This window comes from Frateuria sp. GZRR33 (assembly GCF_051900425.1).
Lineage (GTDB): Bacteria > Pseudomonadota > Gammaproteobacteria > Xanthomonadales > Rhodanobacteraceae > Frateuria_A.
The window spans coordinates 311,969-336,905 of record NZ_JBHZGK010000003.1; the positions used below are offsets into that span (position 1 = coordinate 311,969).

Here is a 24,937-nt window from a genome sequence, read left to right on the forward strand (position 1 = left end):
AAGCGTTGTCAGCAGTCTTGCGGCTTCCCGGCGGTGGCCTCGCAGACCCAGGCCAGGTAAGGCGCGTGGGCGTGCTCGATGGGCACGGCAATGAGCTCGGGCAGCTCGTAGGGATGCAGCGCCAGAAGGCGCGTGCGCAGCGCTTCGAAGCGGAGGGCGGTGGTCTTGATGAGCAGCAGATGCTCCGTGTCGGTGGTGACTGCACCCTGCCAGCGGTAGGTCGAGGCGACGCCGGGCAGGCGGTTGACGCAGGCGGCGAGGCGCTCGGCCACCAGCGTTTCGGCGATGCGCGCGGCGCTGTCGGCGTCGGGGCAGGTGCAGTAGCAGAGCAGGACGGAGGCGGGCATGGCGCGCCATGGTAGCCGCCTGCGCACACGGATGGACCGTTGGCGAAAACCGGTAGGAGCGCACCTGTGCGCGACCGCCATGCAAGGGTCGCCCGCGCGGTTGCTCACCGTGCGCTCCTGCAAGGGCCTCGGGCGGGATTCCGCGTGGCCCGGCAGCGCGGACCACCCCTCCCGGGCCCTTGAAACCCTGCACCTGTCCCCCCACCTGCTGAGCCATTCGCGTTCCAGCCCCTTGCAGGGGCCGGTTGCGTCCGTAGAATTGGCACTCACCGTCACCGAGTGCTAACAGCGACCCGGTGATCCTTCACCTCTTTCAACCCGAACTAGTGGAGTTCCATCCATGAGCAAACTGCGTCCGCTGCACGATCGCGTCATCGTCAAGCGCCTGGAAGAGGAGCGTGTCTCCGCCGGCGGCATCGTCATCCCCGACAGCGCCACCGAGAAGCCGACCCGCGGCAAGGTCATCGCCGCCGGTACCGGCCGCATCCTGGAAGACGGCAACGTCCGCCCGATGAGCCTGAAGGAAGGCGACGTGGTGCTGTTCGGCAAGTACGCCGGCCAGGAAATCAAGATCGACGGCGAAGAGCTGGTCTTCCTGAAGGAAGACGACATCGTGGCTGTGATCGAAGGCTGATCGGCCTCTCCCGCCCGACGCTCCGCAATCTACCTACCGAATTCGAAGGATAAAGACACATGGCAGCCAAAGAAGTCCGCTTCGGCGAAGACGCCCGCTCGCGCATCCTCAAGGGCGTGAACACCCTGGCCAACGCGGTCAAGGTCACCCTCGGCCCGAAGGGCCGCAACGTCGTGCTCGAGAAGAGCTTCGGCGCCCCGACGATCACCAAGGACGGCGTGTCCGTCGCCAAGGAGATCGAACTGGCCGACAAGTACGAGAACCTCGGCGCGCAGATCGTCAAGGAAGCCGCCTCCAAGACCTCCGACGTGGCCGGTGACGGCACCACCACCGCCACCGTGCTGGCGCAGGCGTTCATCCAGGAAGGCCTCAAGGCCGTCGCCGCCGGCATGAACCCGATGGACCTCAAGCGCGGCATCGACAAGGCCGTGATCGCGGCCGTGGGCGAGCTGAAGAAGCTCTCCAACCCGACCGCCGACGACAAGGCGATCGCCCAGGTCGGCACGATCTCCGCCAACTCCGATTCCAACATCGGCGACATCATCGCCACCGCGATGAAGAAGGTCGGCAAGGAAGGCGTGATCACCGTCGAGGAAGGCTCGGGCCTGGAGAACGAGCTCGACGTCGTCGAGGGCATGCAGTTCGACCGCGGCTATCTGTCGCCGTACTTCATCAACAACCAGCAGTCGCAGCAGGTTGAGCTGGACGACCCGTTCATCCTGATCCACGACAAGAAGATCTCCAACGTCCGCGAGCTGCTGCCGATCCTCGAAGGCGTCGCCAAGGCCGGCAAGCCGCTGCTGATCGTCGCCGAGGAAGTCGAGGGCGAGGCGCTGGCCACGCTGGTGGTCAACACCATCCGCGGCATCGTCAAGGTCGCCGCCGTCAAGGCGCCGGGCTTCGGTGACCGTCGCAAGGCGATCCTCGAGGACATCGCGATCCTGACCAACGGCCAGGTGATCTCCGAGGAAGTGGGCCTGCAGCTGGAGAAGGCCACGATCAACGACCTGGGCCGTGCCAAGCGCGTGGTGATCACCAAGGAAAACACCACGATCATCGACGGCGCCGGCGAAGCCGAGCGCATCCAGTCGCGCATCAGCCAGATCAAGGCGCAGATCGAGGAGACCTCCTCCGACTACGACCGCGAGAAGCTGCAGGAGCGCGTGGCCAAGCTGGCCGGCGGCGTGGCCGTCATCAAGGTCGGTGCCGCCACCGAGGTCGAGATGAAGGAGAAGAAGGCCCGCGTCGAAGACGCCCTGCACGCCACCCGTGCGGCGGTCGAGGAAGGCGTGGTGCCGGGCGGCGGCGTCGCCCTGATCCGTGCGCTGAAGGCCGTCGAAGGCATCAAGGGCGACAACGAGGACCAGAACCTCGGCATCGCGATCACCCGCCGCGCGCTGGAAGCGCCGCTGCGCGCGATCGTCGCCAACGCCGGCGAAGAGCCCTCCGTAATCCTCAACAAGGTCAAGGACGGCTCGGGCAACTTCGGCTACAACGCGGCCACCGGCGAGTTCGGCGACATGGTGCAGATGGGCATCCTGGATCCGACCAAGGTGACCCGCACCGCGCTGCAGCACGCGTCGTCGGTTGCCGGCCTGGCGATCACCACCGAGGCGATCGTGGCCGAGCTGCCGAAGAAGGAAGAGCACAGCCACGGTGGCGCCCCGGGCGGCATGGGTGGCATGGGCGGCATGGACTTCTAAGTCCCCAGCTCACCGCTGTATCGAAGAAAGCCCCGCCCCGCGCGGGGTTTTCTTTTGCCCGGCTGTTTTTTTTGTAGGAGCCCGCTTGCGGGCGATGCTCCTGGCTCGGATAGACATCAGGACAGGAGCATCGCCCGCATGCGGGCTCCTACAAGGCAACGGCGGTGCGCTAACCGGGCTGGGGGCCGTGCGCGAGCAGGTGCGCCAGCGCCTCCAGCGCCTCGCGCAGCTGGGCACTGGAGGCGGTCGAGGACAAAGCCAGGCGTACGCCGGCCCATCCGCGCACGCCGGCGAGGCGGAACTCGGCATCCGGCGCCACGGCCACGCCGTGCCGGCGGGCGTGGAAGGCGAACCGTTCGGCATCCCACGGTTTCGCCAGCGGCAGCCAGCCGTGCGTGCCGAATACCGGCGCGCGGTAGCCGTGGCCACCCAGCAACGCCGCTGCGATCGCCTGGTGCTGCATTGCATCCTGCCGGCGCGCCTGAACCAGTTCGTCCATCAGGCCGGTATCCAGCCAATGCGCGGCGATCTCGGCCAGGACGGGCGAGGCCATCCACACGGCGGCGCGCAGATGCCGTCGATAGCCATCCGCCAACGCGCGCGGCACGTGCACGAAGCCCGTGCGCAGGGCGAAGCCGGCGAGTTTGGACAGCCCCACGATCAACAGCGTGCGCTCGGGCGCCAACGTGCACAGCGGCGTGGAGGCGGGGTCCATCGGAAGTACGTCATCGTCTTCGATCACCCACAAGTCGTGCTTTTCGGCGAGGGCTGTCAGCTCGCGCCGCCTTTTTGCGCTCCAGTGAAGCGCCAGCGGATTGGAACAGCTGGGCGAGGCGTACAACGCGCGCAGTCCGCGCGTGACGGCCAGCGCCTCCACGGCCTCTGGCCGTGGGCCTTCGGCATCCACGGCGACCGGCAGCAGACGCGCGCCTACAAACTCGGCCGCCGCGGCGAGGCCGGGGTTGATCAGCGGCTCGCAGGCCATGCCGCCGCCCTCCCCGACAGCACTGCGCAAGGCGACCAGCAGGCCCGCCTGGGCCCCGGGGGTGATGAACGTGCGGTCCGGCTCCGCGGCTATCCCCAGCGTGGTCAGCCACTTTGCGGCCGCCTCGACATGCTGCGCCGCTTCGCTGGTCTGGCCGGCGCGGTCGAGCAGGGCGTGTGCACGTCCTTCGGCGAGCCGTGCGAAGGCATCGCGCAGCAGCGCCGACGCATTGAGATGGCGTGGCACTAGCGGCGCGTTTATCGCCAGGTCGTGCAGGTCCGCGGCCGGCGCTGGGCCGGGTGGCGCGGCTGGCCGTGCCACGACCGTGCCGCTGCCCACCCGGGCGTGCAGCCAGCCGCGCCGCGTGGCTTCGGCGTAGACCCGCGTCACGGTCGCGACCGACACGCCCCAGCGTCGCGCCGCGGCGCGCTGCGAGGGCGCTGGCTGGCCAGGTTGCAGCGTGCCGCTGGCGATCTCGCTCTCGAGCGTACGCAGCAACTGTTGCCAGGTCGGAACCGTCATGCCGCCATTTTCGCAGCTCAGCGGTCGACCAGCGGTACCAGTGCAAGCAGCACCGCGACCGTCACCAGGCAGGCGCCGGAGCCAGCCTGGCGCAGACGCACGGCGCGTGCCGAATGCGCCAGCCGTCCGGCCGCCGAGGCCATGACGGCATAGGCGCCCAGTACCGGCAGCTCGATCGCCACGCACAACGCGGCGAGCAGCGCGTACTGCGGAACCAGCGCGTGGCCCGGCGCGACGAACAAGGGCAGCAGCGCGCCGAAGAAGATGATCGACTTCGGATTGGCAAGCTGCCCGATGAGGCCTTCGGTGAACGGTCGCGCGGCGTTGACGGCGGTGCCCGCGGGCGCGCTGTCGCCGGCAGTCCAGGCGTCGTGCATGGCGGCCAGCCCTCGCCAGGCAAGGTAGGCGGCACCGACCAGCTTCAGCGCGTGGAACGCAATGGGCGAGGTGCGCAACAGCAGGCCCACGCCCAGCCCCGACAGGGAGAGGTAGCACACGTTCGCGAGCTGGATGCCCAGCGCCACGCGCAGTCCGGCCAGGGTGCCGCGCGTCATGGCGTGCGAGGCGGTGAGCAGTACTGCCGGGCCGGGGGTGATCGCGAACAGGCCCTGCAACAGGGCGAAGGCGAGCAGCTTCTCGTGATGCATCGACGTGGCCTCGAAGGGAACGTGCGCATGGTCGCGGGCAGCCCCCGGCGGCGCGCGAGGTGTGGAGGAGAAAGCACGAAGTGTCCCAGGACACTTGCGCGGTTTGCCCCGGGCAGGCGCGCCGCCCGAGGCCGCGGTCGGCAGGCTTGTCGGCCTCTGCAGCCCAAGGAGCCCACCGATGTCCGACCCCGGCCTTTGCCATGTGCTGGTGATCTACGAGCCGGCCGAACGCTATCCCTGCGGCACGCCCACGCAGGTGGCCGAGGCGCTGGCGACCATGCCTGAAATAGCGGTGCACCTGGCGCGGCTGGGTGAGGCGGCCGCGCGGGGCGAGATCCTGCTGGGCGGTCCGGCGAGCAGGCTGGATGGCCTGCCGCAGGGCGGGATGGTGGTGTTCCGCGGGCTCGACACGGCGGCCGTGGCAGCGTTCGTGGCGGAAGACCCGGTCGTGCGCGATGGGATCGAGCGGGCGCGGGTGTGTCGGTTCGAGCCCGTGCCGGGGTTGGCGCCGCCGGGCTGACCGGCGAGACCTTGCCTGCGGCGAAGGGGCCCTTCGATTTCGGTGCTCGCGTCTGCGCTCGCGACGAACGGCGCGGGTGCGTGTGCGGCGTCGAATCGTGCCTTCACCGCACGGCGCGCGCCCTTGCGCCAGAATGTCCGGCCCATTCCCCGGACCCACCCATGCTCTTCCGCTGGTTCGAATCGCTGATCGATCCGTTCAAGGATCCGGCCGACGTGATGCCCCCGGGCACGCCCGGGCGCTTCTACCTGTTCTACCTGCGCCAGGTGTGGCCGATGTTCGCCGCGGTGCTGGTGGTGGGCTTCTTCGTCTCGGTCATCGAGGTGTCGCTGTTCGCCTTCATCGGGCGGCTGGTGGACATGGCCAAGGTGGCCGAGGGCGCGGCGTTCTTCCACCGGCACGGGCGCGAGCTGGCCTGGATGGCGTTCGTGGCGCTCGTCGCGCGGCCCGTGTTCAACGCGCTGCACGACCTGCTGGTCAACCAGGCGATCGTGCCCAACGTGACCGCGCGCATCCGCTGGCAAAACCACCGCTACGTGATCCGCCAGAGCCTGTCGTTCTTCCAGAACGATTTCGCCGGCCGCATCGCCAACCGCATCATGCAGACCGGCAGTTCGCTGCGCGAATCCGCCGTGCAGATTGTCGATGCAATCTGGTACGTGGCGATCTACACCGGCAGTGCGATCGTGATGTTCGCCAAGGCGGACGCCTGGCTGGCCGTTCCGCTGGTGGTCTGGCTGCTGCTCTACGTCGCCACGCTGGCGTTCTTCATCCCGCGCACGCGGCAGCGTTCGTGGAAGGCCTCCGAGGCGCGCTCGAAGCTGATGGGACGCATCGTCGACGGCTACAGCAACGTGCTCACGCTCAAGCTCTTCGCGCACACGCGGCGCGAGGAGGCCTACGTGGCCGACGCATTGCACGAGCAGGTGGACAAGACACGCGCGATGACGCGCCAGACCACCGCGATGGACGCCACCATCACCACGCTCAACGGCTTCCTGATCGTGGGTACTTCCGGCCTGGCGCTCTGGCTTTGGAGCCACGGGCAAGTCACCGTCGGTGCGATTGCACTGTCGACCGGCCTGGTGATCCGCATCAACAACATGTCGGGCTGGATCATGTGGGTGGTCAACGGGATCTTCGAGAACATCGGCACGGTGCAGGACGGCATGGCGACCATCGCGCAGCCGCGCACGGTGCAGGACGCAGCCGGCGCCATGCCGCTGGAAGTCACCCGCGGCGAGGTGCGCTTCGAGGACATCCATTTCCACTACGGCAAGGCCGGCGGCGTGATCGCGGGCCTGGATCTCACCGTGCGCGCGGGCGAGAAGATCGGACTGGTCGGGCCCTCGGGCGCCGGCAAGTCCACGCTGGTCAACGTGCTGCTCCGGCTCTACGACCTGGAGGGCGGGCGCATCCTGATCGACGGCCAGGACATCGCGCGCGTCACCCAGGAAAGCCTGCGTTCGCAGATCGGCGTGGTCACCCAGGACACTTCGCTGCTGCACCGCTCGATCCGCGACAACCTGCTCTACGGCCGCCCGGACGCGACCGAGGCGCAGGTGGCCGAAGCGGTGCGCAAGGCGCGTGCGGACGAGTTCATCCCCGCGCTGTCCGATGGCGAAGGGCGCGGTGGCTATGAGGCCTATGTCGGCGAGCGCGGCGTGAAGCTTTCCGGCGGCCAGCGCCAGCGCATCGCGATCGCCCGCGTGCTGCTCAAGGACGCGCCGATCCTGATCCTGGACGAGGCCACCAGCGCGCTGGACTCCGAGGCCGAGGCGGCGATCCAGGAGAGCCTGGACCTGCTCATGCAGGGCAAGACCGTGATCGCCATCGCGCACCGCCTTTCGACGATCGCGCGGATGGATCGCCTGGTCGTGCTGGACAAGGGGCGCATCGTGGAGAGCGGCACACATGCGCAACTGATCGCGCATGGCGGACTTTACGCGCGGTTGTGGGAGCGCCAGACCGGCGGCTTCGTCGCCGCGGAAGATGCGCTCGCCTGAGCGGGCAACCCCGGCAGCGCGGGGTTGCCCGGCAGGACTCAGTGCCCGTGCGCGGCGCGCAGCTTCTCGCGGGCCTTCGCGTTGAGGTCACCGGTCGGACCGGCGCCTTCGCTGGGCGTGTCGGCTGCCGCATCGGCCGCCTGCGTCTGCTTCAGCAAGCCGCCGAGGCCGAGCGCTTGCGTGCCCGCAGTGCCGGTCGTCGGCGTGGTGGCGCCGGTACTGATGGCCCCATTCGCGTTCAGGCCTGGCGCGGTGGCACCGGCCTGCGCCGAGGCATGCGCTGTGGACTGGCCGGCACCGCCGGGAATGACCTGCGCAAACGCGGGAACGGCGAACACGCTGGCGCCGATGAATGCGGCAAGCAGGGTCTTGTGCATGAGGATCCTCCTTCGGAAGTGTGGCCGCGGAGCCCGCGGAAAGCGCGACACTAGACCTGTTCGTCCCAGTGGGTTCTGAACCGGCCTGGTGGCGCTTAAGCGGGCAGACAGATGGCTGAACGGGGCGGCCATGGCGTCGGAACCGGGGGCTTGAGCCCACAGGCGCCCGTGGGTGCGGGCGGTGGTTCAAGCCCACCCGACGGCCGTCAGTGGCCGTGCGCGTCGGCGTTGGCCCGCGCCTTGGCGTCGGCGCCTACCGAGGTGCCGGTTGCCGTGCGGCTCGCGTCATCGCCGACCGAGCCGGCCGCACGTTGCGTGCTGTCGATGGCCGCATGGGCGCTGTCGCTGACCTGATCGCCGACGCCGCGCGCGGTGTCCTGGGCCTGGTCCGCCGCAGCGCCGGCGTCCACGGCCGCTCCGGCACGGACGCCGGTGTTCGCAGCGGCGCGTTGATCGCCCGCGCGCACGCCCGCCGAGCCGCTGGCCGCGGTGTCCACCTGCGCGCGGTCGTGGCGATCCAGCGTGTGGCGGGTCTGTCCGGTGGCGCGACGCGTGGCGTGGCGGGCATGGCGGTCGGCGCGCTGCAAGGTCTGGCCCGGCTGGTTACCGAGGCGCCCGGGTACGCCAGTCAGGGCGCTGTTGGCACCGGCCGTTACCCCGGCACCGACCTGGCCGGCACCGCCGAGGCTGACCTGCGCCAGGGCAGGCAGGACGGCGAACACGCCGGCACCAATCACAGCAGCAAGCAGAGTCTTACGCATGGATCACCCTCCAGTCGTGGGAAACCGCGGCACGTCCTCCGCGGTAGCCACGACCCTAGGCGGGCGTTCCCGACTTCATTCTGAATACGCCCGCGCCCGCTTAAGCGGGCGGACAGATGCCTGAATGCTCACCTGTCCAGACCGGATGAAAGGTGCGCCGCCATCACGGGTGTGCGCCATAGGCGCCTGCAGGCGACGGTGGCTGCGGGCGCGCCGCCGCCTGGCTCGCAGCGGCGAGTTGCGGCGGCATCAGCGCGTCGAGCTTGCCCTTCAGGCGCAGCATCGCGACGCTGGCCATGTCGCGGTCGATCACCTTCTGCTCGGCGGTCATCTCCGGCTGCGGCGCACCGGGTGCGCGGGTCAGTTCGGCCAGTTGCGGCGCCAGCACCTGGGTCAGCGCGAAGTAGGGATCGCCATGGATGCCGGCCGCGTCGAGCAGCTTGCCCGGCAACATCCAGGCGGCCAGGCTCTCGCGCTTGGCCGGTTCCGCGTTGCGCGGGTCGAGCAGCAGCCATACGCCCGGCTCGCTCAGCATGTCGCCGCCATCGACGAAGCCGGTGACGTTGTAACTGTTGGTCAGCGCCGGCAGGTGGTCGCCGTAGAACAGCAGCAGGGTGGGGCGGTCGCGCCCGGCCAGCAGCTTTGCCAGCCTGCCCAGTTCCGCGTCGGCGTGTTCGGCATGGTAGAGGTAGGTCTGCAGCTCCTGCTTGTCGCGGCCGCTGATGCCGGGCGGCACCGGGATGGCATCGCGCGCGGCCGCGTCGGCCGGCGGCACGTCGTAGGGGCCGTGCGCCTCGATGCTGATCGCGAACAGGAACTGCGGCGGGCCCGAGTCCTTGAGTTCACGCATGATCTCGTCGGTCATCGCGCTGTCGGCCATGTACTTGCCGTCGTTGGGGGAGTCCTTCGGGAACGCGGACTGCGAGACGAAGCGGTCGAAGCCGATCTTGCGGAAGGCCGCGGCGCGGTTCCAGAACGCCGGGTCGTTGCCGTGGATCGCGGTGGTGCTGTAGCCGTGCGCACGCAGCGTGCGCACCAGGCTCGGCACCACCTTCTGGTCGAGCGTCAGGTAGGGGAACTGCAGCTCGTCGAAGTAGCGCAGCGACAGGCCGGTCAGCACCTCGAACTCGGTGCGGATGGTGCCGCCGCCGAAGGTCGGTACGTGCAGCGGTCCGCTGGTCCCGCGCTTTTCCAGCCGATGCAGGTTGGGCGTGAAGTGGCTGTCCTCGTAGCCGCGCATGATGCTCGGATCGAAGAACGACTCGCTCTGCACCACCACGATGTCCGGCCGCTCGCCGCTCGGCGATGCGGCGGCGAGCCGTGCCTCCAGCGCCTGGCGGGTCTGCGCGATCAGCGCCTTGGCGGCGCCAGGGTCGGCCTTGTGCCCGCCGTGGCCGTACTGCTGGTGGAACAGCAACAGCGAGCTGACCAGGCCGGAGTGGTTGGCGGTGACGGTGGGCGACCAGGGTTCGAGCCACAGCACGCGCTGGTTGTAGAGCTTGCCCCAGGCCGCCACGCCGCCAAGCAGGCTGCCGAGCAGCACGACCGCGACGGCACCGCCGAGCAACCGCTTGCCATAGTTGCGGCGCGGGAACAGCGGCGGCTCCAGCCGCCACATCGCAACGATCAGGGCGATGCCGGCGAGCAACCCGAGGTACGGCCACGGGCTGTGCGGCAGGTAGCCGACCAGCAGGTGCGCTCCGCCCTTGCTGAGCTGGTCGACCATCAGGAAATCGGCCGGCATCAGCGGATTGCCCAGGTTGGCGACCTTCAGCGCGTTGATCTGGTAGAGCAGTGCCTCGAACAGGAACACCAGCCCGAAGGAGAACACCAGCCGCCGGGTGAAGGCCAGCAACGCCCACGCCGCCAGCAGCCCGGGCAGGGCATTGGCCAGGGGGTAGCTCGGCTGGACGAACAGGCGCAGCGGGCTCACGCCCACGCCGCCATCCATCAGGCCGGTCAGCATCACGAAGGCCAGGCTCATCAGCACCACGGCCAGGACGCGCGCGGCAAGCGGGCGCCCATGCGTGGTCGGGTGATCGAAAAGGGGCATGGCAGGCACAGTCCGCTGACGCTACGTGGAGGAAGGGTGACTGTAATCGTGGCGCAATGAACCATATGTTCGCCCGTGGCGGGCGGTTGCTGGCGGTTCATGCGAGCCCGGCTGCGGCACAATGGCCGGATGAGCGCCCCCGAAAGCCCCGCGCTGCGCGCGCTGATCGACGACCGCTACGCCGAACTGGCTGCCCGCTGCCGCGCCGCCGGCGTGGCGCTGCACGACGATGCCGGCGTGGCCGAGCGCATCCGCCGCACGCTGGCAGCCAGCGATTTTGCCTTCGAGGTGTGGCGGCGACAGCCGCAACTGCTGGCCCCGGCGGGCCTGGACCGCCTGCGCGCCGCCGGCGATGCCGGCACCCGCATCGGCGCGCTGGCGTTGCCCGAGGACGAGATCGCCACGCTGGCCGCGTTGCGCCGGTTCCGCCACGCCGAGGCCTTGCGGCTGGTGTTCCGCGACGTCAACGGGCTGGACGACCTGGCCGAGACGCTCTCGGCCACCAGCGTGCTGTACGAGGCGCTGCTGGGTGCGGCGCTGGGCTGGTCCGAGCGCGCGCTGGCGGCCCGCTACGGCCACGCGCGCAGCGACGATGGCGCGCTGCAGCGGCTGGTGGTGATCGGCTTCGGCAAGCTCGGCGGGGCAGAACTCAACTTCTCCTCCGACATCGACCTGGTGCTGGCCTACCCGCAGGGCGGCCAGAGCGACGGCACGCGTTCGCTCGACAACAGCGAATACTTCGTGCGGCTGGGCCGTCACCTGGTACGCCTGCTCAACGAACCCACCGACGACGGCATCTGCGCACGGGTGGACTTGCGCCTGCGCCCGTTCGGCAACGCCGGGCGGCTGGCGCTCTCCTTCGCCGCGATGGAGCAGTACTACCAGAGCGAGGGCCGCGACTGGGAGCGCTACGCCTGGATCAAGGCCCGTCCGGTCGCCGGCGACCGCGCCGCCGGCAAGCAGCTGCAGGACCTGCTGCGGCCTTTCGTGTACCGCAGGTACCTCGACTACACCGCCTTTGCCGGCCTGCGCGAGATGAAGGCGCTGATCGACGCGGAGGTCGCGCGCAAGGACCTGGCCGACAACCTCAAGCTCGGGCCCGGCGGCATCCGCGAGATCGAGTTCATCGTGCAGCTGGAGCAGCTGATCCGCGGCGGGCGCGAACCGTCCCTGCGGGTGCGCGGCCTGCTGCCGGCGCTGGCCGCCTGCGAGGCCCGCGGGCACATCGGCGCGGCGCGTGCCAAGGCGCTGCGCGAGGCCTACCGCTGCCTGCGCCGGGTCGAGAACCGCGTGCAGATGTTGCGCGACGCACAGACCCACGACCTGCCCGAGGATGCGTTGAGCCGCGAGCGGCTCGCCCGCGGCCTGGGGCACGACGAATGGGCCTCGCTGGAGGCGGAGCTGGCGCATCACCGCGGCGTCGTCAGCGAGGACTTCGCCAGCGTGCTGATGCCCGCCGGCGGTCGCGCCGCGCGCGTCGCCGTGGCCGACGCCACGTTGTGGCAGCAGGCCTGCCACGGCACGCCCGAGCCCGGCACACTGGAGGCGGCCGGCTTCGTACCCGGCATCGAAGCGGCCGAGGCGCTGGCCAAGCTGCCGCAGGCGGCCTCGGTACGTGCGATGTCGCCGCGCTCGCGCGAGCGGCTCGATCACCTGATGCCGCACCTGATCGGCGCCGCCCGCGCCAGCACGGCGCCGCTGCCCTGCCTGTTGCGCCTGTGCCGGCTGGTGCAGGCGGTGGCGCGACGCTCGGCCTATCTCGCGCTGCTGGAGGAGCAGCCCGCCGCGCGCGGTCGCCTGGCGCGGCTGTTCGCGGACAGCGCCTTCCTCGCCGAACGGGTGATCGCCCAGCCCCTGCTGCTGGACGACGTGCTCGATCCACGCATCGATCAACTGCCGCTCAAGCGTGCCGACATCAGCGCCGAGATCAGTCGCGTGCTCGGCACGCTGGACGAGCGCGAGGCAGAGGCGGAGCTCGAGCGCATCAACGAGTTCAAGGCCAGCATCGCCTTCCGCCTCGGCCTGGCTTTCAACGACGGCCGTGCCGACGCCGTGGCCACCTCGCGACGCCTGGCCGCGCTGGCCGCCTCGGTCGTCGAGGCGGTCACTGCGCTGGCCGAGCGCGAGCTCGCCGCGCAGCACGGACGGCTGCCCGGCGAAGGTTCGGGCTTCGCCGTGCTCGGCTACGGCAGCCTGGGCGGCGAGGAACTGGGGTTCGCCTCGGACCTGGACCTGGTGTTCGTCTTCGACGGCGCGCGCGCCCAGCTCACCAGCGACGGCGCCCGTCCGATCGACGGCGCACGCTGGTACCAGCGCCTGGCCCAGCGCGTGATGAACTGGCTCTCCCTGCTGACCCGTGCGGGACGTCTCTACGAAGTGGACACGCGGCTGCGTCCGGACGGCTCGAAAGGCCTGCTGGTGAGCAGCCTGGAGGCGTTCGATGCCTACCAGCGCAGCCGGGCGTGGACCTGGGAGCACCAGGCTCTGTTGCGCGCGCGCGCGGTGGCGGGCGATGCGGGTCTGGGGCAGGCACTGGGCGAAGTGCGGCGCGAGGTGCTCGCTGCGCCGCGCGAGCGGGGCGCGGTACTGGCCGAGGTCAGCCAGATGCGCCAGCGCTGGCGGGCGGAGCGGGATCGTTCGGACGAGGCGCGGCTGGATCTGAAGCAGGGGCGTGGTGCGCTGCTGGACATCGAGTTCGCGTTGCAGGGGTTGGTGCTTGCGCACGCGGCCGCTCATCCCCAGTTGCTCGGCCATACGGCGAATGCGTCGTTGATCGATGCATGCCGGCGGGTCGGGTTGCTCGACGAAGGGCAGGCCGAGGTACTCGCGCGCGTGCATGCGGACCTTTTGCAGCGTGCGCTGACTTGCACGCTGGATTTGCGCCCGCGCATCGCGCCGCGCGAGCCTGTGCTCGAAGCGATGTGCACTGAGGTGGGCGTGGTGACTGCCGCGTTGGGTTTCGATTTTGCCTGACGCCCTTGCACCCTCTCCCCTCGGGGGAGAGGGCTGGGGTGGGGCCGGGGCTCGCCGCGATGTGGGCTCAGCGCAACCCGAACTGCCGCCGCACTGTCGTGGCAATGCGCTCCGTCTCGCGCAACGGCGCCTGGCGCGCCGGCGCATCGGCCTGGAGATCGTGCAGCAGCCCGCCCTCGCGTAGCGCGCCATGAAAGCGGGCGAGTTTCTCTGGCAGCGGCGTGGGCGCGAAGGTGTGCACGGGACAGCCGACGGCGCAGGCTTCGGAGAGCATGTTGACCGAATCGGGCGTGACCACCAGGCGGTCGGCCCAGGCGAGGACGCCCGGATAGGGATTCGGGCCATCCACTTGGCCGTGCCAATGCAGCCCGGGAACGTCGCCGAATGCGTTGCGCAACGCGACCGCCAGTGCGGGCGGCGTGCGCCGCGAGGCAAGGACCAGCAGGCTGCCGCCGTTGCGCTGATGCAGGGCACGCAGGCCGTCGATGAAGGCATGCGTCCAGGCCTGATCGAGCGGGATGCCGTGGCGCGGGCCGCCAAGCAGCACGCCGATGCGTGGCGCCGGCAGCTCGGCCAGGCGTGGCCAGGCGTCGCGCGCGTCGGCCAGCCAATCGTCGTCGACGGGATTGAGCGAGCCCCGTGGCGTGAGCACGTTCGGACCGGCCAGGCCATCGTGGCGAGGCGCGATGACGATGTCCCATTGTTTGGGATCGATGCGCGGATCGAGGATCTGTACGGTCTGGCAACGGCCGCCGGACCAGGGGTGCAGCACGCGCGTGAACAGTGCTGCGGCACGCCCGCAACCGACCGCCACGCGCGGCCAGGGCGGCGCGAAGCGGGCGCGCTCGGCCGGCGGCAGCGCGACCTCGGCGCCCAGCATCAGCCGCGGCGCGAGCCACGCCCAGGGGCCGCGCGGCTCCAGCACCAGCGGCCGCACCGGCAAACCCAGTCGCTCGGCCAGCGCCAGCGCCTGGCGCTGGTTGCCGGCGGCGTCGTCGGTGATCGCCCAGCACTCCTCGCGCAGCGCGCTCATGCGACAGCCGGGCCGATTGTTGACGGATTCTGCACGCTGGGTTCCCCGTTCCTCACCCGACCGCCGGCGCCCTTGGGCTTACACTTGCGGATCGCCCGCGCCGGACGGCGCGCCATGAACGCAAAGGATACCCATGAGCGAAGTGCTTTCCGAGGCCGCCCTCGACCAGTTGTTCCGCACCGCGCGTACCTATCGCCGCTCGGCCGATGCGTGGCTGGACAAGCCGGTCACCGACGCACAGCTGCACGCGATCTACGACCTCGCCAAGCTCGCGCCGACCAGCGCCAACGCCTCGCCCGCGCGCTTCGTGTTCGTGCGCTCGCCGGAGGCCAAGGCAAAACTCGAGCCCGCGCTGGACCGGGGCAACCGCGACCAGACCATGGCCGCGCCGGTCACCGTGATCGTGGCGGCCGACCATGCCTTCTACGAGCATCTGCCGCGGCTGTACAAGGAATCGCCCGATGCGATCGACTGGTTCGCCGGCAAGCCGGCCGCGATCGACGCGACCGCCTTCCGCAACTCCAGCCTGCAGGGCGCCTACCTGATCATGGCCGCACGGGCGATGGGGCTCGATTGCGGCCCGATGTCGGGGTTCAGGAACGCGATGGTGGACGAAGCGTTCTTCGCCGGCACGCAGATCCGCTCCAATTTCCTGATCAACATCGGCTACGGCAACCCCGCCGTGCTGCGTCCGCGCGAGGATCGCTTCGCGTTCGACGAAGCCTGCCGCATCGTCTGAAACCCCAACGCAGGAGTCACGCATGCGCATGTTCAAAACGGTTCTCTTCGCCGGCCTGTTCGGCGCCGCGGCGCTCGCCCAGGCCGCCCCGGTCACCTACCAGCTCGACCCGCACCACACGATGGTGCTGTTCAGCTGGAGCCACTTCGGCTTCTCGCACCCGACCGCGGAGCTGGGGCTGGGGCAGGGCACGCTGGTGTTCGATCCGGACCATCCGGAGCAGGCCAGCGTCCAGGTGACGCTGCCGATGTCCGGACTGGACACGCACGTGCCGGCATTGGACGAGCACCTGGCCAAGCCCGATTTCTTCGACGCGGCCAAGTACCCCGCGGTGACCTACAAGAGCACGAAGGTCGAGCCGCTGGGCAAGGACCACTTCCGCGTGACCGGCGACCTGACCGTGCATGGCGTGACCAGGCCGGTGGTGCTCGATGCCACGCTCAACCGGATCGGCAAGCATCCGATGAGTGGCGACCCGTCGATCGGCTTCGACGCGACTGGCACGCTCAAGCGCTCGGATTTCGGCGTGTCCGCCTACGTGCCCAACGTGAGCGACGAGATCAGCCTGCACATCACGACCGAGGGATCGGCGGACAAGTAACGCCGACCGTGCCTGCTCGAAAAAGCGAAGCCCGCGTCCAGACGCGGGCTTCATTCTTTCCGGGCGGGCTTCAGCCCCTGGGTGGCGGGCTGAAACCCGCGTGCGGTCAGTGCCGCGTCACGCCTTCCTCGCGCAGCGCCTCGAGCTTGTCCAGGTCGACGCTGGCCACCGCCTCCTTGAGATCATCGATGCTGCCGGCGTCGCCGTTGGCCTTGACCGTGAAGCGCTGGCCGACCACCACGCTGTATTCGCCGCTCCTGGACTCCTCGTCCCAGGCCTCGTGGGTCAGGCGCCCGTCCGCGGTGTAGGTCTTCTCGTAGCCGTGGTCGGTGCTGCGCTCTTCCTCCGGAGCCATGGCGCCGGCCATCGCCATCAGGCCCTTGGCGGTGCCCATGTCGGTGACTTCCAGCGACACCTTGCGGCCGTTGGCGTCGCCGTACTCGGCATGCGCCTCGGTCACCTGCATGCCCATCGCGTTGCTGCGCTGGGCCGAGCTGCTGGTGCGCTTCAGACCGAGCAGGGTTTCGGGCAGGAACGCCTTGACCTGGTCGGTGGACAGCGCCTGCACCTCGTCGTCGTTGCCCATCGCCGCGCCCATCATCTTGTTCATCGCGGCCTGTTGTGCAGCGCTGTCGCCGGACTTCTGCGCCGCCTCCATCTCCTTGCTCGCCTGTTCCGCGCGTTCACCCATGGCGGCCAGCTTGCCCAGCGCGCTGTCCGGGTCGACCGTGACGTTGTCGCTGGTGCTGCCCAGGTGGGTGCCGGTCATGGCCGCGCCGGTGTAGACCGCGGTACCGATCACGCCCGCCACGATCAGGCCGACGACCCAGCTCAGCACGATGGCGATGATGACCGCCAGCGCCGTGTAGCCGCCCGCTTTCTCGGGTGGGCACTTCATGGTGAAGGGCAGGCCCAGGTAGAGCAGGTAGATGCCGTAGATGGCGCCGGCGACCGCGATCAGCCAGCCGATCCACGGAATGATCACCGCGATGCCCGCAACCCACGAGGCGGTCCAGGCGTAGGCCACCGTCTTGAGCGCCTGCACCATGTCCTTCTGGCCATTGAACGTGCCGGCCAGCGCATTGATCACCAGCGCCATGACGTAGGCGACGGCCAGCGACAGGAGGTACTGCAGCACCATGGCGCCGATGCCCGTGCCGATCGGCGTGCGCACGTGCATGCCCATGAAGCCGGTGCCGATCAGGCTGCCCTTGATGAAGCTGGCGATCGCCGGCAGCGCGGCAATCCAGACGATGTAGGTGGTGTACAGGCCGCCGATGCTGGCAGGTTCCGCGGCCGCGACCGGCCACTCGGTCCTGGGCGAGGCCAGGATGGCTTTGGCACGCGCGATGGCTCTTCCGAAATCCATGGTATGTCCCCTTGCGACGTATGAATGCGGCGACGGACAACCGCCGTCCGGGCCGCGGCCCGCAAGCCCCGTTCCCGCCACGGCCGTCCCCCTTCGATGCGTCGCCCGCCCCTTCGGGCGACGCCGGCGCACAGTTGATGGCAACCGCGCGGGGAAGTCCAGTGCAGGGCGTGCTGGCCGGCGGTCGCCCCGCGTGGCCGGGGTGTGCCCCTGCTACCATGCGCGCCTCGAAATCCCCTTTCCTGGAGCTTGCCATGTCGCGCCCCCTGCCCGAGGCCGCGCCGATCCCGGCGAATGCCGAAAATCGTTACGAAGTGACGCGCAACGACCTGCCGTTGTCCTGTCCGATGCCCGCCATGTCCCTGTGGAACTCGCATCCGAAGGTCTATCTGCCGATCGTCGAGGACGGCGGGGAGTCCGTCTGTCCTTACTGCGGCGCGCATTACGTCCTGCGCGACTGAACCGGCGGGCCCCGCCGGTTCCTGAACGGCGGCATTCGGCACGATCGCTGCTTGCCAAGGTGGATGAAGGCCACCCAACAACCCCTCATGTCTGCCGTCGTCACCCCCACCCGGCGCCTGGTTGTCGTCCAGCTGATCCCGGCGCTGCATACGGGCGGGGCGGAGCGTTCGACGCTGGAAGTGGGTCGGGCGCTGGTGGAAGCGGGGCACCGCTCGATCGTGATCTCCGCCGGCGGCCGCCTGGTGGCTCAGCTGGAAGCCGAGGGCAGCGAGCACGTCACGCTGGACATCGGCAGCAAGTCGCCGCGCACGCTGTTCCGCCTGGGCGCGCTGCGCCGGCGGCTGCGGGAGCTGAAGCCGGACATCGTGCACGCCCGCTCGCGCCTGCCCGGCTGGCTGGGCTGGTGGGCCCTGCGCGGGCTCACTCCGCGCCCGCATTTCGTCACTACCGTGCATGGGCTCAATTCGCCGGGCCGCTACAGCTCGATCCTGCTGCGCGGCGAGCGCGTCATTGCGGTATCGCAGACCATGCGCGATTACGCACTGAGCCACTATCCGTGGCTGGACCCGGCGCGGGTGAAGGTGATTCCGCGCGGCATCGACCCGGAGGCCTTCCCCTACGGCCATCGCCCGGACGATGCCTGGCAGAGGGCCTTCTTCGCCGAGTACCCGCAGCTGGCAGGTGCGCCGCTGCTGACCCTGCCGGGACGCGGCACGCGCCTGAAGGGCCACCACGAGGCGGTCGAGCTGGTGACCGAACTGAAGCGCCGCGGCATCGAGGCGCGCCTGCTGTTGCTGGGCGTGATCGAGCCCGGCCGCGAAGCCTACGTGGACGAACTCCGCCAGCTGATCCGCGAGCGCGGGGTCGAGGCGCAGGTGGTGTTGACCGCGCCACGCAACGACGTGCGCGATATCTACGCAGTGTCCGCGCTGATCCTGCAGTTGTCGACCAAGCCCGAGTCCTTCGGGCGCACGGTGGTCGAGGCGCTCTCGCTGTGCCGACCGGTGCTGGGCTACGCCCACGGCGGCGTGGGCGAGCTGCTGGCCGAGCTGTATCCGGCCGGCCGCGTGCCGCTGGGCGATCGCCGCAAGCTGGTCGAGCGCGCCGCCGAACTGCTGCGCGTGGCGCCGCCGATCCCGATGCTGCAGAGCTACCGGCTGTCGGACATGCAGCAGGCCGTGCTGGCGCTGTACGGGGAAGTGGCCGGCTGAGGCGGCCGGGGTAGCCGGTCTCGCCAGCTGGCGCATCGTCGCCCGCTTCACGGCTCCGGCCCGGCCGCAGCGCATGGCGGCATGCATCCGGCTTCGGAAGGTACCGCGCGCACGCGGAGCTGCCGCCCCTACAATCTCCCGATGCCCGCGACCCGCCCGATAGCCGCCGCCCTGCGCTCGCCGCTGCTGCCGTTCTGGCTGGTGATCGCGCTGCTGCCGGTCGGGCGCAGTTCGGAAGTGGGCACGTTGCTGTGCCTGATCGGCACCGTGTTCCTGTTCGCGCGCCATCCGCGGGCGCTGCAGGGGCATGCCGGCGCGCGCCTGCTGCTCGTCCTGCTCGCCTGCTATGTCGGCGCGGCGCTGCTGTCCTCGTTCGACGCGGTGGCGCCGGGCAAGAGCTGGGGCACCACCGCGGGCCTGCTGCGTTACGTGCCGCTGGGGCTGTACGCCTGCTTTGCAGTCCGCCGCACCGACAGGCTGCGCGCGCTGTTCTTTGCCGTCGCGGCGGTGATCGCGCTCTGGGTCGTCGACGCCTGGATGCAGGCGCTGACGGGCTTCAGCCTCGGCGGCCATGCCGACGCCGTGCGGATCTCCGGCATTTTCGGCGCGGACAACCTCAAGCTCGGGCCCACTCTGGCCGTGCTCGCGCCATTCGCCCTGTGGGCGGCGCGCGAGCGCTGGGGGCGCGCCGGGCTGGTGCTGGCTTTCCTGCTGTTGCTGGGGCCGGTGCTGCTGGCCGGCTCGCGCGCAGGCTGGCTCTGCTTTGGCCTGGTCGCGCTCGCCTTCGCCTGGCGCGAGGCCGGCTCGGGCCGTCGCTTCGCGCTCTGGTGCGGACTGGGCCTGGTGCTGGTGGCGCTGGCCGGCACGCTGGCCTGGCGCACGTCCTGGCGCTTCCAGGACCGCATGGAGCGGACCCTGGCCCTGTTCGCCGATGAGCCGCAGGGCCTCGACGAGGCGCTCACCGGCCGGCCGGCGATCTGGCGCGCCAGCGTAGGGATGGCGGCCGACCATCCCTGGAACGGCGTCGGCGTGCGCGGCTTCCGCTACGCCTATCCCGATTACGCGCCGGCCAACGACCATTTCGTCGTCGAGGAAGCCTGCGGCGAGGGCGAGGGCGCCTGCCATGCGCACCAGGTGGTGCTGGAGGTACTGAGCGAGACCGGCGTGACCGGCCTCGTGCTCTGGCTGGTCGCGACGCTGGCAGGGCTTCGCGCATGGCGCCGGCGGGGCCCGGCGGCGCGGGCGCGGGCTTTCCCGGTAACGGTCGCGCTGGCGGCGATGCTTTTTCCGCTCAACACGCACCTGGCCTTCTATTCGGCCTGGTGGGGACTGCTGTTCGCCTGGCTGCTCGGGCTGTGGTGCGCGGCTCTCCATGTCGAGACAGACGTGGTCGTGGAGGATGTCCCCATGGAGGACCGTGATGCGTGAGCCGTTGTCGGTCGTGGTCACCACCTACAACAGCGCGGATACGCTGGAGGCCTGCCTGGGTTCGGTGGCGTGGGCCGAGGACATCGTGGTGCTCGACTCCGGTTCGACCGACGCCACCGCCGCGATCGCGCGGCGCCACGGTGCGCGGCTGCACGAGCAGCCGTTCGCCGGCTACAGCGCGCAGAAGCAGGCCGCGATCGACCTCGCGCGGCACCGCTGGGTGCTGCTGCTGGATTCGGACGAGGCGTTGCCGCCCGATGCCGCCGCACCCGTGCAGAGCGCACTGGAATCCCCGGCCTGCGCCGGCTACGAGCTCTGGCGCCGCGAATGGGTGTTCTGGCGCTGGCAGTCGCCGCGCGCGCGACTCAACCACTACGTACGGCTGTTCGATCGCGAACGCGCGCGCATGAGCGGGCACAGCGTGCACGAGGCGGTCGAGGTGGACGGGCCGGTGGGCAAGCTCGACCTCGTGCTGGACCACTTCGGCGAGCCGGACATCGCCGGCCGCGTGGACAAGGCCAACCGCTACTCCACGCTGCAGGCGAACGAGGACGCGCGGCGCCAGCACGCCCGGCTGGGCTGGCGGCTGGTCGCCTATCCGACGATCGCGTTCCTGCGCTACTACCTGCTTCGGGGTCACTGGCGTGCCGGCTGGGCGGGCTTCATCGCCGCACGGGTGCACGCGTTCTACGCCTTCCTCAAGTACGCCAAGCTGCACGAGTCGCGCGTGCGCAGCGCGCCGGGCGCGGTACGCCATCCGCGTCAGCGGTAGACCGGCGGCGCGCCCGGCGGGTGCGTCTTGAAGCGCTTGTGCACCCACAGGTACTGCTCGGGCGCGGCGCGCACCATCTGCTCGATGCTGGCGTTGACGCAGGCGGTGTCGGCCGCCGCGTCGCCGCCCATGGGCAGCGGCGCACCCAGGCGCATGGCATAGCCGCCGCCGGGCAGGCGGCGGTGGAAGAACGGGATCACCTGCGCCTGGCCCATCCGCGCCAGGTGGTGGGTGGCGGTGATGGTCGCCGCGGGCACGCCGAAGAACGGCACGAACACGCTGTCCTTGCTGCGCATGTCCTGGTCCGGGGCATACCAGAGGGTGCCGCCGCCGCGCAGGTACTTCACGGTGCCGCGGATGTCGTCCTTCTCGAACATCGCGGCGGCGTAATGCAGGCGCGCGCGCAGCACCGTCCACTCGAACACGGCCGAGTCCATGCGCCGGTACATGCCGGCGATCGGAATGCGCCGGGAGATCAGCCGCGCGCACAACTCCAGGTGCGAGAAGTGGCCGCCCACCAGCAGCACGCCCTGGCCTTGGGCACGCGCCGCTTCCAGGTGTTCCAGCCCTTCGACGCGGGTGGGGATGCGTGCGATCGCGCGGTCCGAACCCATCCAGCCGAGCGCGAACTCGACCAGCATCAGGCCGATGTCGGTCAGGTGCGCGTCGACCAGTGCGGCTTGCGCGCCGGCGTCCAGCTCGGGGAAGCACAGCGCGACATTGGCCTCGGCCACGCGGCGGCGGCGCGAGGGTACGTGGCGGATCAGCGCGCCGAGCATGCGGCCCAGCCCCAGTAGCCACCGATACGGCAGGCGGGCGATCAGCCAGATCACGCCCACGCCGAGCCACGCGGGCCAGTGGCGCGGGGCGAGCAGGGTGCGGTCGAAGGAGGGACGGGGCATGCCGGGCATCCGGGGGATTGTAGCGTCCAAGCCCGGTCCCTCCGGGAAGAGGATCCGGGTGAAGGGCGTGGCCCTTGAGGAAGTTGCATCAGGCCAGGGTTACGACAGCACTCCACGCAAGCCTCATCCCCCAGCCCGGGCCTGCCCCGGAGGCGAGAGGGAGCAAGGCACGGCCTATACTTCCCCGCATTACTCCCGGCTGGCCTTCCGTTGCGCTACCTCTACACCTTCGTGATGTACCTGGCGACGCCGCTGATCGTGCTGCGCCTGCTGATCCGTGGCGCGCGCTACGGCAACTACCACCGGCGCTGGCCGGAGCGCTTCGGCCTGTTCCAGAAGCCGCAGTTCAGCGGCAGCCTGTGGGTGCACGCGGTATCGGTGGGCGAGGTCAACGCGGCCGAGCCGCTGATCAAAGCGCTCAGGCGCGACTATCCCAACGCGCCGCTGGTGGTCACCACGGTGACCCCGACCGGCTCGGCGCGCGTGCACCAGTTGTTCGGCGACAGCGTGTTCCACGTCTACCTGCCCTACGACCTGCCTTTCGCGGTCCATCGCTTCCTCAAGCGCGTGCGTCCGCGGCTGGCGCTGATCGTGGAGACGGAGATCTGGCCCAACCTCTATTTCGCCTGCCGCCGTCGCGGCATCCCGCTGATGATCGTCAATGCGCGCCTGTCGGAGCGCTCGATGCGCGGATACCGGCCGCTGCGTTCGTTGGTGCGCTCGGCACTGCGCACGGTTCGCCAGATCGCCGCGCAGTCGCGCACCGACGCTGCGCGTTACCGGCTGCTGGGCGCCGACCCCGCGCAACTTGTGGTCAGCGGCAACCTGAAATTCGACATGCCGGTACCCGACGGTGCGGTGGACAAGGGCGCCGCGCTGCGTGCGCAGTGGGGGCCGCGTCGCCCGGTGTGGATCGCGGCGAGCACGCACGAGGGCGAGGAACTGGCGGTGCTGGAGGCGCATCTGGACGTGCTGCGCCGCTTGCCCGACGCCTTGCTGCTGATCGCGCCGCGCCACCCGGAGCGTTTCAAGCTGGTCGAGCACTCGGCCCGCAGCCTGGGTTTCACCGTCGCCACCCGCAGCGTCGAGCAGGTACCCGGCGCGCACCAGGTCTTCGTGATCGATGCCATGGGCCAGCTGATGCCGTTCTACGCGGCGTCGGACCTGGCCTTCGTCGGCGGCAGCCTGGTGCCGATCGGCGGGCACAACGTGCTGGAGCCGGCGGCGCTGTCGCGCCCGGTGCTGGTCGGACCGCACACGTTCAATTTCGAGGAGATCACCCTGACGCTGATCCGCGAGGGCGGGGCCCACCGTGTCGCCCAAGTGGAGCAGCTCGGGCATGACGTGCTCGACCTGTTGCGCGACGAGCGCCAGCGCGAGCGGATGGGGCGTCAGGCGCGGCGCGTGTTCGACAGCGAGCGGGGCGCCGTCGGGCGTGTGATGGAGCTGATCGACCGCGTGCTGGAAGAGTAGGGCGGCAGGCCCTCATCCCTCCCCGGCGTGTCCGGGGAGGGATGGCTGGAACGTCACTGAAGCAGCGAGTTGACGGCCTCGATGTCCTTGACGTCGATCGAGCCGGCGGCCTGCTTGAGCTGGAGCTGGTCCAGGATCAGCGCGTGGCGCGACTGCGAATAGCTGCTCTCGGCCTGGGTCAGGGTCTGGATCGCGTTGAGCACGTTCAGCATGGTCTGCGTGCCGACGTCGAAGCCGGCGCGGGTGGCTTCCAGCGCCTTCTGGCCCGACTCGACAGAGGCCTTGTTGGCCTCCACCTGGCTGATGCCGGCGATCACCGAACGGTAGAAGTTGAGCGTGTCGCGGGTGACCGCCCGGCGCTGGGCTTCGAGCGAATCCTCGGCCGCGTCGCGCTGGTAGATCGACTGGCGCACGCGCGACTGCGTGGCGAAGCCGGAGAAGATCGGCACGTTGAGGGTGATGCCCACGGTGGTGCCGTAACGGCCGTTGCGGTCGGCGAAGGCGCCGCCCATGTTCTGCAGCCAGTTGGCCGAGGTGCCGCGGCTGACCGAGGCGTTGATCGTCGGCAGGTGGCCGGCGCGGGCCGAATTGACCGCGTGCGACGCCGCCTCCACGTTGTACTGCTGGGCGATCACGTTCGGGTTGTTCTTCTGCGCCTGCTGCACCCAGGCGTTCGGATCGGCCGGGTTGGGCGGCACCATCGGCAGGTCGTCGCGCAGCTGCTTGAGGTCGCCGACCGGCTTGCCGGTGATCTGGGCGAGCGCTTCGCGCGCGTCGTTCAGCGCGTTGTTGGCCGCAACCGTCTGCGCTTTGGCCAGCTCGTAGTAGGACTTGGCCTGGTACACGTCGGTGACCGCCGAGAGGCCCACGTTGAAGCGCTGTTCGGCCTGCTCGTAGGACTGCCGGAAGGCATCCTCGTTGGCCTTGGCGTAGGCCAGTTCGTCCTGGCTGGTCAGCACGCCGAAATAGGCCGCGGTGACGCGCACCAGCAGTTCCTGCAACGCCGCGTCGTACTGCGCGTTTTGCGAATCGGACTGCGATTCGGCCGCGTGCAGGTCGGCGATCTTGCTGAGGTCGAGGATGGTCTGGCTCAGCTCCAGCGACTCGTCGCGGCTGCGCAGGTGACCGGCGTTGATCGGCGCGCCACCCCCGGTGACGGTCTGCGCGTTGGCGCCGCTGGACTGGCTGAAGGTGGCGCGGCCGGAGATCTGCGGCAGCAGCAGGGCGCGGCTCTGCGTCACGTTCTCGCCCACCGACAGGCGCTGCGCCTCGGCCTGGGAGAGCACCGGGTCGTTGGCGCGCGCTTGGCGATAGGCGTCCATCAGGTCCTCGCCGTGACCGGGCAGCGAAATCGCCGACATGGCCAGGGCGAGAGTCAGCAGCTTCAAGCGCATCGGGGTTGCCTCATGCAATCGATAG

At 70.0% G+C, this 24,937-nt stretch carries 22 protein-coding genes; 12 read left to right on the forward strand and 10 right to left on the reverse strand.

The annotated features are described in order from the left end of the window. Window positions 1-8: 8 nt before the first annotated feature. Window positions 9-347 carry a divalent-cation tolerance protein CutA gene (cutA, locus tag ACFWZU_RS05610; RefSeq protein WP_439700441.1) on the reverse strand — a complete coding sequence of 113 codons (339 nt, stop codon included), beginning with the start codon at window positions 345-347 and terminating at the stop codon, window positions 9-11. A gap of 340 nt (window positions 348-687) precedes the next feature. On the opposite strand from cutA, the gene groES reads away from it, so the two are divergent. After that, window positions 688-981 (forward strand): co-chaperone GroES, encoded by a 294-nt coding sequence (groES, locus tag ACFWZU_RS05615; protein WP_049623107.1) that lies wholly within the window; start codon window positions 688-690, stop codon window positions 979-981. Between the two features lie 59 nt (window positions 982-1,040). Beyond that, the gene (groL, locus tag ACFWZU_RS05620; protein WP_439700442.1) at window positions 1,041-2,684 is read left to right on the forward strand and encodes a chaperonin GroEL; all 1,644 of its coding nucleotides are present in this window, start codon (window positions 1,041-1,043) and stop codon (window positions 2,682-2,684) included. A gap of 169 nt (window positions 2,685-2,853) precedes the next feature. On the opposite strand, the gene ACFWZU_RS05625 is transcribed toward groL, so the two are convergent. Further along, entirely contained in the window at window positions 2,854-4,191 is a 1,338-nt protein-coding gene (locus ACFWZU_RS05625) for a PLP-dependent aminotransferase family protein (protein WP_439700443.1), read from the reverse strand. Window positions 4,192-4,208: 17 nt separating this feature from the next. Continuing rightward, entirely contained in the window at window positions 4,209-4,838 is a 630-nt protein-coding gene (locus ACFWZU_RS05630; protein WP_439700444.1) for a LysE family translocator, read from the reverse strand. A gap of 178 nt (window positions 4,839-5,016) precedes the next feature. On the opposite strand from ACFWZU_RS05630, the gene ACFWZU_RS05635 reads away from it, so the two are divergent. Both ACFWZU_RS05635 and ACFWZU_RS05640 read left to right on the forward strand, forming a co-directional pair. Next, window positions 5,017-5,358: a YciI family protein gene (locus ACFWZU_RS05635; protein ID WP_439700445.1), complete on the forward strand. Its 342-nt coding sequence runs from the start codon at window positions 5,017-5,019 to the stop codon at window positions 5,356-5,358. Between the two features lie 161 nt (window positions 5,359-5,519). Then, window positions 5,520-7,364, forward strand: a complete 1,845-nt coding sequence (locus ACFWZU_RS05640) for an ABC transporter ATP-binding protein (RefSeq protein WP_439700446.1) — start codon at window positions 5,520-5,522, stop codon at window positions 7,362-7,364. Between the two features lie 38 nt (window positions 7,365-7,402). Here the strand turns inward: ACFWZU_RS05640 and ACFWZU_RS05645 are convergent, their stop codons facing one another. The 3 genes from ACFWZU_RS05645 to ACFWZU_RS05655 form a co-directional block, all read right to left on the reverse strand. Continuing rightward, a complete protein-coding gene (locus ACFWZU_RS05645) occupies window positions 7,403-7,741 on the reverse strand; it encodes a hypothetical protein (protein WP_439700447.1) in 339 nt (112 codons plus the stop codon). Between the two features lie 206 nt (window positions 7,742-7,947). Further along, window positions 7,948-8,502, reverse strand: coding sequence for a hypothetical protein (locus ACFWZU_RS05650; RefSeq protein ID WP_439700448.1), 555 nt, complete (start codon window positions 8,500-8,502; stop codon window positions 7,948-7,950). Between the two features lie 163 nt (window positions 8,503-8,665). Next, complete coding sequence (locus ACFWZU_RS05655; protein WP_439700449.1) at window positions 8,666-10,555, reverse strand: LTA synthase family protein; 1,890 nt, start codon at window positions 10,553-10,555, stop codon at window positions 8,666-8,668. Between the two features lie 129 nt (window positions 10,556-10,684). Between ACFWZU_RS05655 and glnE the strand changes: the two genes are divergently transcribed. Beyond that, entirely contained in the window at window positions 10,685-13,528 is a 2,844-nt protein-coding gene (glnE, locus tag ACFWZU_RS05660; RefSeq protein WP_439700450.1) for a bifunctional [glutamate--ammonia ligase]-adenylyl-L-tyrosine phosphorylase/[glutamate--ammonia-ligase] adenylyltransferase, read from the forward strand. Window positions 13,529-13,595: 67 nt separating this feature from the next. Here the strand turns inward: glnE and ACFWZU_RS05665 are convergent, their stop codons facing one another. Next, window positions 13,596-14,561: a mitochondrial fission ELM1 family protein gene (locus ACFWZU_RS05665; protein WP_439700451.1), complete on the reverse strand. Its 966-nt coding sequence runs from the start codon at window positions 14,559-14,561 to the stop codon at window positions 13,596-13,598. A 133-nt stretch (window positions 14,562-14,694) separates the two neighbouring features. On the opposite strand from ACFWZU_RS05665, the gene ACFWZU_RS05670 reads away from it, so the two are divergent. Next, on the forward strand, window positions 14,695-15,300 hold the full coding sequence (locus ACFWZU_RS05670; RefSeq protein ID WP_439700452.1) for a malonic semialdehyde reductase: 606 nt from the start codon (window positions 14,695-14,697) through the stop codon (window positions 15,298-15,300). Window positions 15,301-15,322: 22 nt separating this feature from the next. Continuing rightward, window positions 15,323-15,901 carry a YceI family protein gene (locus ACFWZU_RS05675; RefSeq protein ID WP_439700453.1) on the forward strand — a complete coding sequence of 193 codons (579 nt, stop codon included), beginning with the start codon at window positions 15,323-15,325 and terminating at the stop codon, window positions 15,899-15,901. 106 nt (window positions 15,902-16,007) lie between these two features. On the opposite strand, the gene ACFWZU_RS05680 is transcribed toward ACFWZU_RS05675, so the two are convergent. Beyond that, the gene (locus tag ACFWZU_RS05680) at window positions 16,008-17,270 is read right to left on the reverse strand and encodes a Yip1 family protein (RefSeq protein ID WP_439700454.1); all 1,263 of its coding nucleotides are present in this window, start codon (window positions 17,268-17,270) and stop codon (window positions 16,008-16,010) included. Between the two features lie 254 nt (window positions 17,271-17,524). Between ACFWZU_RS05680 and ACFWZU_RS05685 the strand changes: the two genes are divergently transcribed. From ACFWZU_RS05685 to ACFWZU_RS05700, 4 genes are all read left to right on the forward strand, one after another. Next, entirely contained in the window at window positions 17,525-17,731 is a 207-nt protein-coding gene (locus tag ACFWZU_RS05685) for a zinc-finger domain-containing protein (protein WP_231321774.1), read from the forward strand. 87 nt (window positions 17,732-17,818) lie between these two features. After that, a complete protein-coding gene (locus ACFWZU_RS05690) occupies window positions 17,819-18,943 on the forward strand; it encodes a glycosyltransferase (protein ID WP_439700455.1) in 1,125 nt (374 codons plus the stop codon). 141 nt (window positions 18,944-19,084) lie between these two features. Beyond that, the gene (locus tag ACFWZU_RS05695; RefSeq protein ID WP_439700456.1) at window positions 19,085-20,371 is read left to right on the forward strand and encodes an O-antigen ligase family protein; all 1,287 of its coding nucleotides are present in this window, start codon (window positions 19,085-19,087) and stop codon (window positions 20,369-20,371) included. Beyond that, entirely contained in the window at window positions 20,364-21,143 is a 780-nt protein-coding gene (locus ACFWZU_RS05700) for a glycosyltransferase family 2 protein (protein ID WP_439700457.1), read from the forward strand. Before ACFWZU_RS05695 ends, ACFWZU_RS05700 begins: the two co-directional genes overlap by 8 nt. On the opposite strand, the gene lpxL is transcribed toward ACFWZU_RS05700, so the two are convergent. Next, complete coding sequence (gene lpxL / locus ACFWZU_RS05705) at window positions 21,134-22,045, reverse strand: LpxL/LpxP family Kdo(2)-lipid IV(A) lauroyl/palmitoleoyl acyltransferase (protein WP_439700458.1); 912 nt, start codon at window positions 22,043-22,045, stop codon at window positions 21,134-21,136. The two genes, ACFWZU_RS05700 and lpxL, sit on opposite strands and share 10 nt — an antisense overlap. A gap of 210 nt (window positions 22,046-22,255) precedes the next feature. On the opposite strand from lpxL, the gene waaA reads away from it, so the two are divergent. After that, window positions 22,256-23,518 (forward strand): lipid IV(A) 3-deoxy-D-manno-octulosonic acid transferase, encoded by a 1,263-nt coding sequence (gene waaA / locus ACFWZU_RS05710; RefSeq protein ID WP_439700459.1) that lies wholly within the window; start codon window positions 22,256-22,258, stop codon window positions 23,516-23,518. A gap of 53 nt (window positions 23,519-23,571) precedes the next feature. Here waaA and ACFWZU_RS05715 read toward each other — a convergent pair whose 3' ends face one another. Then, window positions 23,572-24,912 (reverse strand): TolC family outer membrane protein, encoded by a 1,341-nt coding sequence (locus ACFWZU_RS05715; RefSeq protein WP_439700460.1) that lies wholly within the window; start codon window positions 24,910-24,912, stop codon window positions 23,572-23,574. Window positions 24,913-24,937: the final 25 nt, after the last annotated feature.